Genomic DNA, 16,754 nt, shown 5'->3' on the forward strand with positions numbered 1-16,754 from the left:
TTTTACACAAAAATTCAGTGATGTTTAATGCAGAAAAAGGAAGAAACGTAAACCGTCAGCAGAAACGCGAGTACGGCTAACTGTAGAAGGGAATTAAACAGGCAGAAACAGCAAAAGTATTCGCAATCAATCTTACAGATAGCGACGCCCGCTAACGGGCGTCGCTGTTGTTAGTACGCGTTAATCACCACCCACATCGGACCCTGCCCTACCGCGTAACGGCCTTTCTCCGTCAGCAGCCCTTGTTCGCCTGCAATCTCATACACCGCGATATGGTGCGATTTTTGCCCGGCGGCGATCAGGTATTTCCCACTGTGGTCGATATTAAAACCGCGCGGCTGGGTTTCGGTCGGCTGGAAGCCTTCTTTCGTCAGCACACTTCCGTCTTCTGAGACGCTGAATACCGTAATCAGGCTGGCGGTACGGTCACAGGCGTACAGATGACGACCATCTGGCGTAATATGGATATCTGCCGCCCAGCGGGTGTCGGAGAAATCAGCAGGCATCATATCCAGCGTCTGTACGCACTCAATCTTGCCGTACGGATCTTTCAGTTCCCAAACATCGACTGAACTGTTCAGCTCATTCACGCAGTAGGTATATTGCTGATTCGGATGGAACACCATATGACGCGGACCTGCACCTTCAACGGTGGTCACTTCCGCGGGTTCCTGGGCGACCAGATGACCATCATCGCTGACGGTGAACAGGCAGATACGATCCTGTTTCAACGCCGGAACCCACAGGGTACGGTTATCCGGCGAGATGTTGGCCGAGTGGCAGCCGTCCAGACCTTCAACCACGTCAACCAGCTCTACCGGCAGGCCATCATCCAGACGGGTGACGCTCACGCTGCCCGCGTTATAAGAGCCAACGAACACGAAACGCCCTTGATGATCGGTAGAAATATGGGTTGGGCTACCCGGCAGCGCAGACTCTGCCGCGAAGGTCAGCGCACCGTCATCAGGCGCAATACGATAAGCCAGTACGCGAAACTCCGGACGCACGCCAACATAGAGATAGCGCTTATCCGGGCTGACGACCATCGGCTGTACCTGACCCGGCACATCAACCACCTGCGTCAGCGTCAGAGAACCCTCGTGATTCAGGCTCCAGACGTGAATTTGCTGACTCTCAGGACTGGCGGTATAAACGGTTTGCTTCATGAATACTCCTTTGCTTTTTGGCAGGTGGCTGCAATTGCCTGACACACGCCTAAGGTAGACGCTTTTAACGGTGAATGCTTAATTAAGGCTCAGAATTTTGTCCGGCTCCCGTCTCGGTGTACCATTCCAGCAGACAAAATTCTCAACCTTCATCTGGAAAAAACTATGACCGCACGCGTGATTGCCCTGGATTTAGACGGTACCCTGTTGACCCCGAAAAAAACCTTGCTGCCATCCTCTCTCGAGGCGCTCGCGCGCGCCAGAGAAGCTGGCTACCAACTTATCATTGTCACAGGTCGCCATCACGTTGCCATCCATCCTTTTTATCAGGCACTGGCGCTGGATACACCTGCAATTTGCTGCAATGGCACCTACTTGTATGATTATCAGGCGAAAAAGGTGCTGGAATCCGATCCCCTTCCGGTTAACCAGGCGTTGCAGCTGATCGATATGCTGAATGAACATCAGATCCACGGGCTGATGTATGTGGATGAGGCCATGCTGTATGAACGCCCGACCGGGCATGTGGTGCGTACCGCTAACTGGGCGCAAACTCTGCCGCCGGAACAGCGCCCTACTTTCACTCAGGTACCTTCGCTGGCGCAGGCGGCGCATGACGCCAACGCCGTGTGGAAATTTGCCCTGACCGATGAAGATATTCCGAAACTGCAGCAGTTTGGTAAGCATGTTGAACAGCAGCTGGGGCTGGAGTGTGAATGGTCGTGGCACGATCAGGTCGACATCGCCCGTAAAGGCAACAGCAAAGGACGACGCCTGACCCAGTGGATTGAAGCCCAGGGCGGGTCAATGAAAAACGTGATTGCCTTTGGCGATAACTTTAACGATATCAGCATGCTGGAAGCCGCAGGCACCGGCGTAGCGATGGGCAATGCGGACGACGCGGTCAAAGCCCGCGCCAATATCGTGATTGGTGATAACACCACCGACAGCATCGCGAAATTTATCTATTCCCACCTACTGTAATCAGGCAGTAATCGACACACTCTTAATTTGTGCGTACAGCCACAGGCCAGGTTTGATCCCAAGTTCATCCCTGGCCCATGGGCTAATTCTCGCCCACAGCGTTTTCCCGCCGACCTCAAGCTGAACTTCCACCTGACCGTTATCGTCATAGCTCTGCGCGACTTTCGCCCGCAGCACGTTACGAATACTGGTCTGCTGCGGTGGTTGCAGCACCAGCGAAACGTCAGATGCCTGAATCCGGATACGCAGTGCGGTTTGCAGCGGTTGATCCAGTTTATTGACCCACAGATGCTGATCGCCGAGCGCCAGCGCGGTCATCGCGTAGTGAGGATGATGTTCCAGGACGCTGACTTTCAGAATGCTGCTTTGCTGTTCCTTCGGCAGCCAGGGGTGCATCACGCTGCTGCCCCAGACGTCCTCCAGCGAACCAAACGCTTTCACCTGCCCATTTTCCAGCACCATTACTTTGTCGGCCAGGTGCAAAATCTCATCCAGCGAGTGACTGACATACAGCATCGGAATATTAATTTCACGCGCCAGGCGTTGCAGGTAAGGCAGCAGTTCGCGCTTACGCGGAATATCCAGCGAGGCGAGCGGCTCATCAAGCAACAACAGTTCCGGCGCGGTAAGCAGCGCCCGACCGATGGCGACACGCTGTTTTTCGCCGCCGGAAAGACCGCCGGGCAGACGGTCAAGCAGCGGTTCAATACCCAACAGCGCCACCAGCTTATCAAACTGTCCGGCCATGCTTTTCGCCATACCGTAACGCAGATTGCCGCGCACTTTATAATGCGGGAACAGACGCGCATCCTGAAAAACATAGCCCACCCGGCGTTTTTCAGGAGTTAAGCAGATACCGTTTTCAACGTCATTCAGTACCCGACCGTTGAGCACAATGCGCCCGGACTGTGGTTGGGTCAGACCACTGATAGCATTAATCAGCGACGTTTTGCCCGCGCCGGAAACACCAAAAATCGCGGTGATGCCGCTGGCGGGCAGCGTTTCGTTGAGCGTCAGACAGTGGGTTCCCAGCGTCTGGGAGAAATTAAGTTCCAGCATGATTATCGCCCCGTCCGCTCACGGCTAATGCGCGCCAGCCATTCAGAAATGAGCAGCGAAATCAGCGCCAGCACAATAGAAATAATGCATAACCTTGCCGCCGCGCTTTCGCCGCCAGGCGTCTGGATGAGGGTGTACATTGCCGAAGGAATGGTGCGCGTTTCGCCAGGGATATTAGAAACAAAAGTAATGGTTGCGCCGAATTCACCGAGTGAACGCGCAAACGCCAGCACCGTACCGACAATAATACCGGGCAGCATCAGCGGTAAGGTAATGGTCATGAATACGCGCCAGCGCCCGGCTCCCAGCGTGCGGGCCGCCTGCTCCAGCTTGACGTCAACGCCTTCCAGCGCCAGACGAAGAGCCCTTACCATCAGAGGGAAGGACATCACCGCCGCGGCCAGCACCGCCCCACGCCAGCTAAAGGCAAAGGTGATGCCAAACCAGTCGTACAGCCACTCGCCAATAAATCCGCGCCGCCCCATAGCCACCAGCAGCAGGTACCCCACCACCACCGGCGGCAGTACCAGCGGCAAGTGCAGTACGCTGTCGAGCAACGCTTTGCCCGGGAACTTACAGCGTACCAGTAGCCAGGCAAAGAAGATCCCAAACGGCAGGCTAAACAACACGGCCAGGGAAGAAACTTTCAGGCTCAGTAAGACGGCCTGCCATTCAGGATCGGTCAGTATCATTACTTGGTCGTAAATCCATAACGTTTGAAGATTTCAGAAGCCTGCGGTCCTTTCAGGTAATCATAGAACGCGCTGACCGTTGCGTTGGAGTGCCCATCAACAACCGCGATCGGGTATTCCACTTTTTTGTGCGAATCTTCCGGGAAGGTCGCCACAACTTTTACGCCTTTGCTGGCGACGGCATCAGAACCATAGACAATGCCCAGCGGGGCTTCGTTACGTTCAACCAGCGCCAATGCGCCACGAACATCTTCAGCCGGAGCCAGTTTCGGCGCCAGGGTATCCCATGCTCCCAGTTTTTGCAGCGCTTCTTTCGCGTAAATGCCCGCCGGAACATGCTCCGGATCGCCCACGGCCAGACGCCCGCCGTTCAACAGGCTGGTCCAGTTGGTTTTGCTGTCGATGGTGAAGTCTTTCTGTGCACTGGCTTTCGTCGCGACAACGACCAGGCTGTTACCGAGCAGCGTTTTGCGCGTTGCGGTATCGATAGACTTTTTGTCTACCGCGTAATCCATCCATTTCTGATCGGCTGAAATAAACAGATCGGCGGGTGCGCCTGCTTCAATCTGGCGCGCCAGCGTGGAAGAAGAAGCAAAAGAAGAGACGACATCAACGTTCTTCTCTTTTTTATATTCTGCGGCAATGTCCTGCATCGCGTTCGTTAACGACGCCGCTGCAAACACTGTGATTTTACCTTCATCCGCCAGTGCATGTCCGGCAACGGTAAGAGAAAGTGTTGCCCCTGCAAACAAGCGTAACCATGTACGTGCCATCTGTAACTCCTTTGCGTTTCGTTATGTAGGCGCAAATATAACGATTAAATCAGGATTTTCCCAGTGGTTATTACTACCAATTAGAGGTTACACAAAGAAAATATCGGCAGGGAAAGCAGGATCTTGAGGAACTAACGCAGTTGGATAATGAGCAATAAAAAACGCCCGGCTAAGCGGGCGTTCGGGGAATCAATGGTTCTGTCTGGATTGGTCTTTCTGACCGATACCGGAAAAAATGTTGAACACTTCACCCAGTCCGTAAATCAGTCCCAGAATGATGGCCATTACCACAGGTACCATGATTACGGCGAATACCAGACTTTTCAATAACTCTAACATGGTCAACTCCAGATATAGTCCTTAGTTATATTCTAACCACATAACACAGAAAAGCACTCCCCTTTTGTGCGGTCGGCTATGCTCAGGCGCGGTTTTCCGTCACAATACCCTTTTTTGCCAGGAGCTTGTTATGCAGGCCGAAATCCTACTTACACTGAAACTTCAGCAAAAACTGTTTGCCGATCCCCGCCGCATTTCTCTGCTTAAGCACATTGCGCTTTCCGGCTCCATCAGTCAGGGCGCGAAGGATGCAGGTATCAGTTATAAAAGCGCCTGGGACGCGATTAACGAAATGAACCAGCTTAGTGAGCAGACGCTGGTAGAGCGCGCCACCGGTGGCAAAGGCGGCGGCGGTGCAGTGTTAACCCGCTACGGCCAGCGCCTGATTCAGCTGTACGACCTGCTGGCGCAAATTCAGCAAAAAGCCTTCGATGTTCTCAGCGATGACGATGCGGTTCCACTTAATAGCCTGCTGGCGGCTATCTCTCGTTTTTCACTGCAAACCAGTGCGCGTAACCAATGGTTTGGCACTATCACCGCGCGCGACCACGACCAGGTTCAGCAGCATGTCGACGTCCTGCTGGCTGATGGCGCAACCCGGCTGAAAGTCGCGATTACCGCGCAGAGCGGTGAACGTCTGGGGCTTGATGAAGGCAAAGAAGTCTTGATCCTGTTGAAAGCGCCGTGGGTGGGGATCACCCAGGATGATGCTATCGCTCAGGCCGCCGACAACCAATTGCAAGGCACCATCAGTCATATTGAACGCAGTAGCGAGCAGTGTGAAGTGTTAATGACCTTGCCGGATGGACAGACGCTGTGCGCCACCGTTCCGACTGACGATGCCCTATCGCTGCAAGAAGGCGCGAATGTCACTGCCTATTTCAACGCGGACAGAGTGATTATCGCCACACTATGCTGAGTGATTGACATCGGCCTGAAGAACACGTATCCCTGTTATTAATCGCTGCAAATAATGGGATACAAAATGTCATCGTTGCAAATTTCGCAAGGCACGTTTCGTCTTAGCGACACAAAAACGCTCCAGTTAGATGCGTTGACGTTAAACGCGGGTGACTGCTGGGCGTTTGTTGGCTCGAACGGTAGCGGGAAATCCGCGCTGGCTCGTGCGCTGGCGGGAGAATTACCGCTCCTGAAAGGCGAGCGCCGCTGTCAGTTCGCGCGTATAACCCGACTCTCCTTTGAGCAGCTCCAAAAACTGGTCAGCGACGAGTGGCAGCGAAACAACACCGATCTTCTCAGTCCCGGTGAGGACGACACCGGGCGCACCACCGCAGAAATCATTCAGGATGAGGTTCACGACCCCGCCCGCTGCGCTGCGCTGGCACAGCAGTTTGGTATCTCCGCCCTGCTTAGCAGGCGTTTCAAATACCTTTCCACCGGCGAAACGCGGAAAACTCTGCTCTGTCAGGCACTGATGTCTGAACCCGATTTGCTGATCCTTGATGAACCGTTTGACGGACTGGATGTGGCTTCACGTTGCCAGTTGGCAGAGGTGCTCGCGGCGTTACATCAGGCCGGTTTTACGTTAGTGCTGGTGTTAAACCGCTTTGATGAGATCCCCGATTTTGTGCAATTTGCTGGCGTACTCGCCGATTGCACATTGACAGAAACCGGTGAAAAAACAGCTCTTCTGCAACAAGCGTTAATCGCCCAACTTGCCCACAGTGAACGGCTTGATGGTATTACCCTCCCTGAACCGGATGAACCTTCCGTACGCCGCATGTTGTCTGAGAACGAACCGCGGATTATGCTCAACGACGGGGTCGTTTCCTATAACGATCGCCCGATTCTTCATCATCTGAGCTGGCGGGTAAATCCAGGTGAACACTGGCAGATTGTCGGTCCAAACGGGGCGGGAAAATCAACGCTGCTCAGTTTAATCACCGGCGATCATCCGCAGGGCTATAGCAATGATTTGACGCTGTTTGGCCGTCGTCGGGGTAGCGGCGAAACTATCTGGGATATTAAAAAGCACATTGGCTACGTCAGCAGCAGCCTGCATCTGGATTACCGGGTAAGCACCACGGTGCGTAACGTCATTCTCTCAGGCTACTTCGATTCCATCGGTATTTATCAGGCCGTATCAGACAGACAACACAAGCTGGTACAACAGTGGCTGGATATTCTGGGAATGGATAAACGCACTGCAGACGCCCCTTTCCACAGCCTTTCCTGGGGACAGCAGCGCCTGGCGCTGATCGTCCGCGCGTTAGTGAAACACCCTACGCTATTGATCCTTGATGAACCTTTGCAGGGTCTGGACCCGCTAAACCGCCAGTTGATCCGCCGTTTTGTGGATGTTCTGATCGGTGAAGGTGAAACCCAGCTGCTGTTTGTTTCTCACCATGCTGAAGATGCACCCGCCTGCATTACCCACCGACTGGAGTTTGTGCCCGAAGGCGATATCTACACCTATCGGCAATCATCCCTGCGTTAGTTTTCATACCGGGGCGCGCTAATGCGCCCTTTTTTAAACCTGATTTTTCAGACAAAAGCTGCAATCATTAAATAACATAATGATTTAAAATCAAAAAATACAATTCAGGCGTTGAGAATCAGTATGTGTAAACGATTCCACTAATTTATTCCATGTCACACTTTTCACAACTTTGTTATGCTATCTTCATTACATGATATAGGCATAACGGAGCGAATTATGAGAGTATTGGTTACAGGTGGTAGCGGTTACATTGGAAGCCACACTTGTGTGCAGTTGCTTAAGAATGGCCACGACGTCGTGATCCTTGATAACCTCTGCAACAGTAAGCGCAGCGTACTGCCTGTTATTGAGCGTTTAGGTGGAAAACATCCGACCTTCGTCGAAGGTGATATCCGTAACGAAGCGCTGATCACCGAAATCCTGCACGATCACGCCATCGATACGGTCATCCACTTCGCCGGTCTGAAGGCCGTCGGCGAATCCGTTGCTAAACCGCTGGAGTACTATGACAACAACGTCAACGGCACTCTGCGTCTGGTCAATGCGATGCGCGCCGCCAACGTGAAAAACTTCATATTCAGCTCCTCCGCCACCGTCTATGGCGATCAGCCACAAATTCCTTACGTTGAAAGCTTCCCGACCGGCACCCCACAAAGTCCGTACGGCAAAAGTAAGCTGATGGTCGAGCAGATCCTGACCGATCTGCAAAAAGCACAACCTGAGTGGAGCATCGCGTTGCTACGCTATTTCAATCCGGTTGGCGCACATCCGTCAGGAGACATGGGCGAAGATCCGCAAGGCATCCCTAACAATCTGATGCCATACATCGCGCAGGTTGCCGTGGGCCGCCGTGAGTCTCTGGCCATATTTGGTAATGACTACCCGACCGAAGACGGTACCGGCGTTCGCGATTACATCCACGTGATGGATCTTGCCGACGGCCACGTTGTCGCTATGGAAAAACTGGCAGGCAAGCAAGGGGTACATATTTACAACCTTGGCGCTGGCGTTGGTAGCAGCGTATTGGATGTGGTCAACGCCTTCAGCAAAGCCTGCGGTAAGCCAGTGAACTACCATTTTGCTCCGCGCCGCGACGGCGATCTGCCTGCCTACTGGGCTGATGCCAGCAAAGCCGATCGCGAGCTCAACTGGCGCGTGACGCGTACACTGGATGAAATGGCACAAGATACCTGGCACTGGCAATCACGCCATCCACAGGGATATTCGGATTAAGGACACGTTATGACGCAATTCAACCCTGTCGATCATCCACACCGCCGTTTTAATCCGCTCACCGGACAGTGGATCCTCGTTTCGCCACATCGTGCCAAACGCCCCTGGCAGGGGGCGCAGGAAACGCCATCTAAACAGGTACTGCCCGCGCATGATCCGGACTGCTTCCTCTGCGCTGGCAATACGCGCGTTACCGGCGACAAAAACCCGGATTACACCGGGACCTATGTCTTCACCAATGACTTTGCCGCACTGATGTCTGATACCCCGGATGCTCCCGACAGCCACGACCCACTAATGCGTTGCCAGAGCGCACGCGGTACCAGCCGCGTGATCTGCTTCTCGCCCGATCACAGTAAAACGCTGCCAGAACTCAGCGTCCCTGCGCTGACAGAAATTGTACAGACGTGGCAGGAACAGACCGCAGAGTTAGGAAAAACCTATCCCTGGGTGCAGGTATTTGAGAATAAAGGTGCGGCGATGGGATGTTCAAACCCGCACCCACACGGACAAATTTGGGCCAACAGTTTCCTGCCTAACGAAGCCGAACGTGAAGACCGTCTGCAAAAAGCGTACTTTGCCGAGCAGGGCACGCCAATGCTCGTTGATTACGTCCAGCGCGAACTGGCGGACGGCAGCCGTACGGTCGTAGAAACCGAGCACTGGCTGGCGGTTGTGCCTTACTGGGCCGCATGGCCGTTCGAAACGCTACTGCTGCCGAAAACGCATGTGCTGCGTATTACCGATTTGACTGACGAACAGCGTGCCGACCTGGCGCTGGCGTTGAAAAAACTGACCAGTCGCTACGACAACCTGTTCCAGTGCTCATTCCCCTACTCTATGGGCTGGCACGGCGCGCCGTTCAACGGTGAAGAAAACGAACACTGGCAGTTGCACGCGCACTTTTACCCGCCGCTGCTGCGTTCCGCGACCGTGCGTAAATTTATGGTCGGTTATGAAATGCTGGCGGAAACCCAGCGTGACCTGACGGCAGAACAAGCGGCTGAGCGACTGCGTGCGGTCAGCGACATCCATTTTCGCGAATCCGGAGTTTAAATAATGAGTCTGAAAGAAAAAACACAATCTCTGTTTGCAGAAACGTTTGGCTACCCTGCCCCCCATACTATTCAGGCACCGGGTCGCGTAAACCTGATCGGCGAACACACCGATTATAACGACGGCTTCGTTCTGCCCTGCGCCATCGACTATCAAACCGTCATTAGCTGTGCCCCCCGCGACGATCGAAAAGTTCGTGTGATCGCCGCTGATTACGACAATCAGATTGATGAGTTCTCTCTTGATGCGCCGATTATCGCCCACGAAACCCAGCAGTGGTCAAACTACGTGCGCGGCGTGGTGAAGCACCTGCAAAAGCGCAATAACGCCTTTGGCGGTGCGGATCTGGTGATCAGCGGTAACGTCCCGCAGGGCGCGGGTCTAAGCTCTTCCGCCTCACTGGAAGTCGCTGTGGGTACAGTATTCCAGCAGCTCTATCACCTGCCGCTCGACGGCGCGCAGATTGCCCTGAACGGCCAGGAAGCGGAAAACCAGTTTGTCGGCTGTAACTGCGGCATTATGGATCAGCTCATCTCTGCGCTCGGCAAGAAAGATCATGCGCTGCTAATCGACTGCCGTACGCTGGGCACCAAAGCCGTTTCTATGCCTGAGGGCGTGGCGGTGGTGATCATCAACAGCAACTTTAAACGCACGCTGGTTGGCAGCGAGTACAACACCCGCCGCGAACAATGTGAAACCGGCGCGCGTTTCTTCCAGCAGCCAGCGCTGCGTGATGTCAGCCTTGAAGCGTTTAACGCTGTCGCCCTCGAACTGGATCCGATTGTCGCCAAACGCGTCCGCCACGTCATCACAGAAAATACGCGTACCGTTGAAGCCGCACAGGCGCTGGAGAAAGGCGATCTGCTGCGTATGGGCCAATTGATGGCAGAATCTCACGCCTCAATGCGCGATGACTTTGAAATCACCGTGCCGCAAATTGATACGCTGGTAGAGATTGTCAAAGCGACCATCGGCGATAAAGGCGGTGTACGTATGACCGGCGGCGGCTTCGGCGGCTGCATCGTGGCGCTGATCCCACAAGATTTGGTGCCTGCCGTACAGCAGGCTGTCGCTGAACAGTACGAAGCGAAAACCGGTATCAAGGAAACCTTTTATGTCTGCAAACCTTCACAAGGAGCCGGACAGTGCTAAACGAAATTCCCGTAATGGCGCCCGACGGCCAACCGTTTCGCCTGCTCACCCTGCGTAATGACGCGGGGATGGTAGTCACGCTGATGGACTGGGGCGCGACGCTGCTGTCTGCGCGTATTCCGCTCAGCGATGGTAGCGTGCGCGAAGCATTACTCGGCTGCGCAAGCCCGGAGCAATACCCACAACAAGCTGCATTTTTGGGAGCCTCGATTGGTCGCTACGCTAACCGTATCGCCAACAGCCGTTATACCTTTGCCGGCGAAACCGCCGAATTAATACCCAGTCAGGGCGACAACCAGCTGCACGGTGGGCCGGACGGTTTCGACAAACGTCGCTGGCAGATAGTCAATCAGAATGACCGTCAGGTGCTGTTTGCCTTAACCTCTGACGATGGCGACCAGGGCTTTCCGGGTCACCTCTGCGCCACCGCGCAATATCGCCTGACCGATGATAACCGTATTTCGATTACCTACCGTGCGACAGTGGATATGCCCTGCCCGGTGAATCTGACGAATCACGTTTATTTCAACCTCGACGGCGACAAAACGGATGTGCGCCAGCACAAGCTGCAGATTCTGGCCGATACGTACCTGCCGGTTGATGAAATGGGTATCCCGCATGACGGACTGAAACCCGTGGCGGGCACCTCGTTCGATTTCCGGGCACCTAAACGCATCGACAGCGAATTTCTGGCCGATGACGATCAGCGCAAGGTGAAAGGTTACGATCACGCTTTCTTGTTGCAGACGCAAGGCGATGCCCGCAAACCGGTCGCCATGGTCTGGTCCCAGGATGAAAAACTGCAAATGGAGGTCTACACCTCTGCCCCGGCATTGCAGTTTTATTCCGGGAATTTCCTCGGCGGCACACCATCCCGTGGACCTGAAGCCTACGCCGACTGGCAAGGACTGGCGCTGGAAAGTGAGTTTCTGCCTGACAGCCCAAATCATCCGGAATGGCCGCAGCCAGACTGCTTCCTGCGACCGGGTGAAGAGTATTCCAGCCTGACCGAATACCGGTTTATTCCTGCCTGATAGTTAACCGTGACGAGCCGATACCCGGCTCGTCATTTATTCCCACGCCAGATCCGTTCAAAACCCCACCACTCAAAGACAAAATCGCAACCTTGAATTCACAAGAACCTTACACTGCGCCGCTATTTTCGCTATGGTTATGCGTAAGCATTGCCGCTGGTGCATTACGGCAATATAATGATAATTATTATCATTCAACATGATTTATAGGAGTGAGTGTATGGCTGTAACTAAGCTGGTTCTGGTACGTCACGGTGAAAGTCAGTGGAACAACGAAAACCGCTTTACCGGTTGGTATGATGTTGACCTGTCTGAAAAAGGTGTGGGCGAAGCAAAAGCGGCAGGTAAACTGCTGAAAGAGGAAGGCTACAGCTTCGATTTTGCTTATACCTCTGTGCTGAAACGTGCCATCCACACCCTGTGGAATGTCCTGGACGAACTGGATCAGGCCTGGCTGCCGGTTGAGAAATCCTGGAAACTGAACGAACGTCATTACGGCGCACTGCAGGGGTTGAACAAAGCCGAAACCGCTGAGAAATACGGTGACGAGCAGGTTAAGCAATGGCGTCGTGGCTTTGCGGTAACCCCACCGGAACTGACTAAAGATGACGAGCGCTATCCGGGTCACGATCCACGCTATGCGAAGCTGACCGACAAAGAGTTACCGGTTACCGAAAGCCTGGCGCTGACCATCGATCGCGTTATTCCTTACTGGAATGAAACCATTCTGCCGCGCATGAAAAGCGGTGAGCGTGTGATTATCGCCGCTCACGGTAACTCCCTGCGTGCGCTGGTGAAATACCTGGATAACATGGGCGAAGATGAGATCCTGGAACTGAACATCCCGACGGGTGTCCCGCTGGTGTATGAGTTCGACGAAAACTTCAAGCCGATCAAACATTACTATCTGGGTAACGCTGACGAGATCGCAGCAAAAGCTGCAGCGGTAGCCAACCAGGGTAAAGCGAAGTAATTTCATCAGGCCTACAAGATTGCTTGTAGGCCTGATTACTCTATTTCTTATTCCACTTTACCAGCTGTAACGGACATCCAGGCTACCGTTGAGATCGCCATAATCATTACGTCCCTTTTGCCCTGCAACCTGACCAGTGATGCTCCACTGGCTATTCAGATTCGCCTGAATACCTACTTTCACCTCGGCGCGATCTGCCGGAAGATCCTGCTTCACCTGCGCGCCATCAAACGAAACGGCAACATCATCGCTGGTGTGTAACCAGTTCACCTCCGCAAACGGCTGGATCACCGACGTGGTATTCTTGTGCAACTTGCCATCTACCCGCAGTCCGAGACGCGTGGTCCAACTGTCACCGTTTTGTCCGTCAATACGCGTTCCATTCTGCACAACCGCGTCCGCTTTATATTGCTGCCATGTCACCTGAGCCTGTGGCGTCAGGCTAACAGTATTCAGGTTCTCAAGCCCGATGTCGTACCGATAGCCCGTTTCCAGAGAAACAGCGCTGGCTGTCGAATCATAATCCTTTGACCCCACGTCACCGTTATTTACGCTGTTATTGTAGAGACCATACTGGTACCAGCTATCCACATACAGTCCGCTATGGTCCTTCGCATCCGCAAACCAGGTGGCATAAGCCCCAAGATTGTAACCGGCTACGTTACCACTGGCAGAGAACTGGCTCCCATCCGCCCCTCGGTTACCGGTGCTATCCGTATCGGCATTGATATAACTCACCATCAGCCCTGCTTTCAGGCTCTGCACGCTATCATCCCAGCTCAGTATATCGCCGCCGATCTGGAACTGAGAATAGTTGTTGTCAATATCCACATGATCGTTTGCTGCTGTTGACGACGCATCACCCGCTTTAAAACGCATCCACATACTGCCGTCATCGGTGCGTAACTGGCTGCCTTCGCGGTCATAAAGGGTCTGCATTTGCAGACTACGCGCCATCCACTGGTTGCCGAGATAGGCACCGATATCGGCGCGATACTGAGGGTCCACAGGGGTGACATTACCACCGTCATCTGGATTAACCGGGGTAACGGTCTGCGAGCGCAAATACCAGTCACCACCGTCCTGATACAAGCGGTACTCATACACTCCGACCTGAACCTGGTTGCCCTGGGTGAAGACGCCGTCAGACTGACCGCCGACATCTATCACCTCGATCCCTTGCGTGGTGAGGGCTCCGTCCCCACCAGTATTAGTAACAAAGACGGTGGTCGTGCCTGCAGTATCGCCGGAAATCAGGAGCTTATCCGTCGGGGAGGCATCATCCCCCAGCTGTGTATTAAGGGAGAGCGTGCCATTATTACCGGTGTAATTGCCGTTAATGGTGAGGGTGTGACCAGTCTCATTGCTCTGGCTGATGGCAATGTTGCCGGCATTCGAGACATCATCATTGATAACGCCGGTACCGCCGAGGGTTGCCCCGGCTGCGACGCTGACGGAGCCGTTAGACGTAGTGGCCATTAACTGCGAAGATGAGCCGGAGACACCGGGTGTGCCAATAACGGCAGAATCAGCGAGCCAGAGGGTGCCTTCATCGACAAGCGTGTCACCGGCGTAGGTGCTGTTACCGGTAAGCAGCAACGTACCCTGCCCGGTTTTTTGCAGGGACCCAATGCCCTGAATACTGTTGCTCTCGGTACGGGAGGCTCCCGCGTCGAGGTCATAATCCAGGATCCCACTGTTGGTGATAACACCGGTTAAGGCATTAACGGTGGCGCCGGTTTTAATCAGAGTGGTGCCTTCAAGAATGGCATAATCTGATTCCAGCCAGAGTGAGCCGCCGCTGTTGACGGTGGTGTTGCTGGCGAAACTGGCTATTTTTTTGCCGTCCTCCTCTGTTCTAAGTACCAGCGTCCCCCCCTGATTTACAGTCGATTCTTTAGCGCGACCATAAACGGACTGAATACCCTTGTTGTTGATGGTCGCGCCGGTGGACAACCCAAAAACGGTTTCCGTTCCACCAGCATTGATGACGGAATCCGTTGCGGTTCCGAACACATCGTTTTTTGCTCCCGAATTGATGGTAGTGTGTTCTGCTGTACCATAGACAACCTGTAGGCCTTTTTCGCTCAGCACGGCATTCACGGAGGTGCCATTCTCTTCAACCTCAAGATAGCCTCCCGTTACCTGCGCATCCTGGGACAGACCACCGTCCATGACATACTGCCACCCGCCTTCTATCGTCGTATTGAAGGCGCTGCCGTAAACAAACTGATCCCCGGCATCTATTGTCTCTCCACTAACGGACTCACCGGCCGCAACAGTCGGGGTATAATCCGCCATCGCCGGACCAGAGAGTAACCCCAGCAGCGTGGCGATGCCTGCCGCCCTGGCCTGGTTTTTTATCTGACTGTCACCCTGTGCATGTTCAGAAGCCACGACATACATATTACGCGCGGTATTCCAGACGATGTTAAAATTTTTATTCATAGTCATCCCTTTAATTAATATTAAATTCCTCATGGAATGATAACCCTGGATTTAATATATTTATTACAGGAATGATAAAATTAAGAATATATTTATATTCACCCTAACAATATATTGGCAATATAAATAAAATAAATTTATTAATATTAATTAAAAAACCGGCCTGATTCGCCGGTTTTAATAAGGGAGGAAAGTAGCTTTAACCGCGACGCGCGTTGACCGCATCCGCCAGCTGGCGCAGCACCGCATCGGTATCATCCCAGCCAATGCAGGCATCAGTGATGCTTTTGCCGTAGGTCAGCGGCTCACCGCTATCCGGGTTCTGATTCCCCTCGACCAGATGGCTTTCGATCATCACGCCAATAATCGCTTTTTCGCCGCCAGCGACTTGTCCGCAAACGTCTTTCGCAACATCCATCTGCTTTTTGAACTGCTTGCTGGAGTTGGCATGGCTAAAGTCGATCATCACTTGCGCAGAGAGTCCTGCTTTAATCAGACCTTCTTTTACGTCTGCGACGTGCTGAGCGCTGTAGTTTGGCTCTTTGCCGCCGCGCAGAATAATATGGCAATCGCCATTACCGCTGGTATTCACGATCGCCGAATGACCCCATTTGGTCACGGACAGGAAGCAGTGTGGCGCTCCTGCGGCGTTGATCGCATCAATCGCGACTTTGATCGTGCCATCGGTACCGTTTTTAAAACCAACCGGGCAAGACAGACCCGATGCCAGCTCGCGGTGTACCTGGGACTCAGTGGTACGCGCACCAATCGCTCCCCAACTCATCAGGTCGGCGAGGTATTGCGGCGTGATCATGTCGAGGAATTCGCCCGCAGCCGGCAATCCGCTGTCGTTGATATCCAGTAGCAATTTACGTGCAATGCGCAGCCCATCGTTGATCTGGAAGCTGTTGTCCATGTGCGGATCGTTGATCAGCCCCTTCCAGCCGACGGTGGTACGCGGTTTTTCAAAATAGACGCGCATGACGATTTCAAGTTCGCCTTTTAACTCTTCGCGCAGCGCCAGCAGGCGAGCGGCGTACTCTTTAGCGGCTGCCGGATCATGAATAGAGCACGGCCCAATCACCACTAACAGGCGATCGTCGCTCCCTTTCAGAATTTTATGAATCGCCTTACGGGCATGAGCCACCGTGTTTGCGGCATTTTCAGTAGCGGGGAATTTTTCCAGCAGTGCGACTGGCGGTAATAACTCGTTGATCTCTTTGATGCGTAAATCGTCGTTCTGATAATTCATGATTATTCCAGCGTTGCCATACTTATATAAATGAATGCAATCCCTCCAATCTATATCTTCAGTCATAAAGTGTAAACGGGGTTTTACAGTACGAACCGTGTTATCCCAGGGTTATGCAAAAAAACGCAAGAA

15 protein-coding genes are annotated in these 16,754 nt (G+C 53.5%); 8 read left to right on the top strand and 7 right to left on the bottom strand.

From position 1 onward, the window contains the following. Window positions 1–170: 170 nt before the first annotated feature. Complete coding sequence (gene pgl, locus IB196_RS15375; RefSeq protein WP_005125415.1) at window positions 171–1,166, bottom strand: 6-phosphogluconolactonase; 996 nt, start codon at window positions 1,164–1,166, stop codon at window positions 171–173. A gap of 165 nt (window positions 1,167–1,331) precedes the next feature. Between pgl and IB196_RS15380 the strand changes: the two genes are divergently transcribed. Then, window positions 1,332–2,150, top strand: a complete 819-nt coding sequence (locus tag IB196_RS15380) for a pyridoxal phosphatase (protein WP_005125416.1) — start codon at window positions 1,332–1,334, stop codon at window positions 2,148–2,150. On the opposite strand, the gene modC is transcribed toward IB196_RS15380, so the two are convergent. The 4 genes from modC to IB196_RS15400 form a co-directional block, all read right to left on the bottom strand. Next, window positions 2,151–3,209, bottom strand: a complete 1,059-nt coding sequence (gene modC / locus IB196_RS15385; protein WP_005125417.1) for a molybdenum ABC transporter ATP-binding protein ModC — start codon at window positions 3,207–3,209, stop codon at window positions 2,151–2,153. A gap of 2 nt (window positions 3,210–3,211) precedes the next feature. Continuing rightward, window positions 3,212–3,901 (bottom strand): molybdate ABC transporter permease subunit, encoded by a 690-nt coding sequence (gene modB / locus IB196_RS15390; protein ID WP_188231808.1) that lies wholly within the window; start codon window positions 3,899–3,901, stop codon window positions 3,212–3,214. Further along, window positions 3,901–4,674, bottom strand: a complete 774-nt coding sequence (gene modA, locus IB196_RS15395) for a molybdate ABC transporter substrate-binding protein (RefSeq protein WP_188231807.1) — start codon at window positions 4,672–4,674, stop codon at window positions 3,901–3,903. The genes modB and modA overlap by 1 nt, the downstream gene beginning before the upstream one ends. A 189-nt stretch (window positions 4,675–4,863) precedes the next feature. Further along, the gene (locus IB196_RS15400) at window positions 4,864–5,013 is read right to left on the bottom strand and encodes an AcrZ family multidrug efflux pump-associated protein (RefSeq protein ID WP_003023026.1); all 150 of its coding nucleotides are present in this window, start codon (window positions 5,011–5,013) and stop codon (window positions 4,864–4,866) included. A gap of 130 nt (window positions 5,014–5,143) precedes the next feature. Here IB196_RS15400 and modE point away from each other — a divergent pair, with 130 nt between their 5' ends. The 7 genes from modE (at window position 5,144) to gpmA (ending at window position 12,922) form a co-directional block, all read left to right on the top strand. Beyond that, window positions 5,144–5,932, top strand: coding sequence for a molybdenum-dependent transcriptional regulator (modE, locus tag IB196_RS15405; RefSeq protein WP_040232496.1), 789 nt, complete (start codon window positions 5,144–5,146; stop codon window positions 5,930–5,932). Between the two features lie 66 nt (window positions 5,933–5,998). Beyond that, window positions 5,999–7,471: a molybdate ABC transporter ATP-binding protein ModF gene (gene modF / locus IB196_RS15410; RefSeq protein WP_005125422.1), complete on the top strand. Its 1,473-nt coding sequence runs from the start codon at window positions 5,999–6,001 to the stop codon at window positions 7,469–7,471. Window positions 7,472–7,690: 219 nt separating this feature from the next. Continuing rightward, window positions 7,691–8,707, top strand: a complete 1,017-nt coding sequence (galE, locus tag IB196_RS15415) for a UDP-glucose 4-epimerase GalE (RefSeq protein ID WP_040232497.1) — start codon at window positions 7,691–7,693, stop codon at window positions 8,705–8,707. A 9-nt stretch (window positions 8,708–8,716) separates the two neighbouring features. Beyond that, window positions 8,717–9,763, top strand: coding sequence for a galactose-1-phosphate uridylyltransferase (gene galT, locus IB196_RS15420; protein WP_005125424.1), 1,047 nt, complete (start codon window positions 8,717–8,719; stop codon window positions 9,761–9,763). Window positions 9,764–9,766: 3 nt separating this feature from the next. Then, window positions 9,767–10,915, top strand: coding sequence for a galactokinase (gene galK / locus IB196_RS15425; protein ID WP_040232498.1), 1,149 nt, complete (start codon window positions 9,767–9,769; stop codon window positions 10,913–10,915). Then, window positions 10,909–11,949: a galactose-1-epimerase gene (gene galM / locus IB196_RS15430; protein WP_188231806.1), complete on the top strand. Its 1,041-nt coding sequence runs from the start codon at window positions 10,909–10,911 to the stop codon at window positions 11,947–11,949. The genes galK and galM overlap by 7 nt, the downstream gene beginning before the upstream one ends. Window positions 11,950–12,169: 220 nt before the next feature. After that, the gene (gene gpmA / locus IB196_RS15435) at window positions 12,170–12,922 is read left to right on the top strand and encodes a 2,3-diphosphoglycerate-dependent phosphoglycerate mutase (RefSeq protein ID WP_003022999.1); all 753 of its coding nucleotides are present in this window, start codon (window positions 12,170–12,172) and stop codon (window positions 12,920–12,922) included. A 57-nt stretch (window positions 12,923–12,979) separates the two neighbouring features. Here gpmA and IB196_RS15440 read toward each other — a convergent pair whose 3' ends face one another. After that, window positions 12,980–15,370 (bottom strand): autotransporter outer membrane beta-barrel domain-containing protein, encoded by a 2,391-nt coding sequence (locus IB196_RS15440; RefSeq protein WP_188231805.1) that lies wholly within the window; start codon window positions 15,368–15,370, stop codon window positions 12,980–12,982. 199 nt (window positions 15,371–15,569) lie between these two features. Further along, window positions 15,570–16,622 (bottom strand): 3-deoxy-7-phosphoheptulonate synthase AroG, encoded by a 1,053-nt coding sequence (aroG, locus tag IB196_RS15445; RefSeq protein ID WP_188231804.1) that lies wholly within the window; start codon window positions 16,620–16,622, stop codon window positions 15,570–15,572. Window positions 16,623–16,754 lie beyond the last annotated feature (132 nt).

The organism is Citrobacter sp. C6_1 (assembly GCF_014596835.2).
Classification (GTDB): domain Bacteria; phylum Pseudomonadota; class Gammaproteobacteria; order Enterobacterales; family Enterobacteriaceae; genus Citrobacter; species Citrobacter pasteurii.

Coding starts and splice junctions, on each gene's coding strand:
- galK (WP_040232498.1), top strand. CDS start 9,767: ATGAGTCTGAAAGAAAAAACACAATCTCTGTTTGCAGAAACGTTTGGC.
- modB (WP_188231808.1), bottom strand. CDS start 3,901: ATGATACTGACCGATCCTGAATGGCAGGCCGTCTTACTGAGCCTGAAA.
- IB196_RS15400 (WP_003023026.1), bottom strand. CDS start 5,013: ATGTTAGAGTTATTGAAAAGTCTGGTATTCGCCGTAATCATGGTACCT.
- modA (WP_188231807.1), bottom strand. CDS start 4,674: ATGGCACGTACATGGTTACGCTTGTTTGCAGGGGCAACACTTTCTCTT.
- galE (WP_040232497.1), top strand. CDS start 7,691: ATGAGAGTATTGGTTACAGGTGGTAGCGGTTACATTGGAAGCCACACT.
- IB196_RS15440 (WP_188231805.1), bottom strand. CDS start 15,370: ATGAATAAAAATTTTAACATCGTCTGGAATACCGCGCGTAATATGTAT.
- aroG (WP_188231804.1), bottom strand. CDS start 16,622: ATGAATTATCAGAACGACGATTTACGCATCAAAGAGATCAACGAGTTA.
- modF (WP_005125422.1), top strand. CDS start 5,999: ATGTCATCGTTGCAAATTTCGCAAGGCACGTTTCGTCTTAGCGACACA.
- galT (WP_005125424.1), top strand. CDS start 8,717: ATGACGCAATTCAACCCTGTCGATCATCCACACCGCCGTTTTAATCCG.
- gpmA (WP_003022999.1), top strand. CDS start 12,170: ATGGCTGTAACTAAGCTGGTTCTGGTACGTCACGGTGAAAGTCAGTGG.
- modC (WP_005125417.1), bottom strand. CDS start 3,209: ATGCTGGAACTTAATTTCTCCCAGACGCTGGGAACCCACTGTCTGACG.
- modE (WP_040232496.1), top strand. CDS start 5,144: ATGCAGGCCGAAATCCTACTTACACTGAAACTTCAGCAAAAACTGTTT.
- pgl (WP_005125415.1), bottom strand. CDS start 1,166: ATGAAGCAAACCGTTTATACCGCCAGTCCTGAGAGTCAGCAAATTCAC.
- IB196_RS15380 (WP_005125416.1), top strand. CDS start 1,332: ATGACCGCACGCGTGATTGCCCTGGATTTAGACGGTACCCTGTTGACC.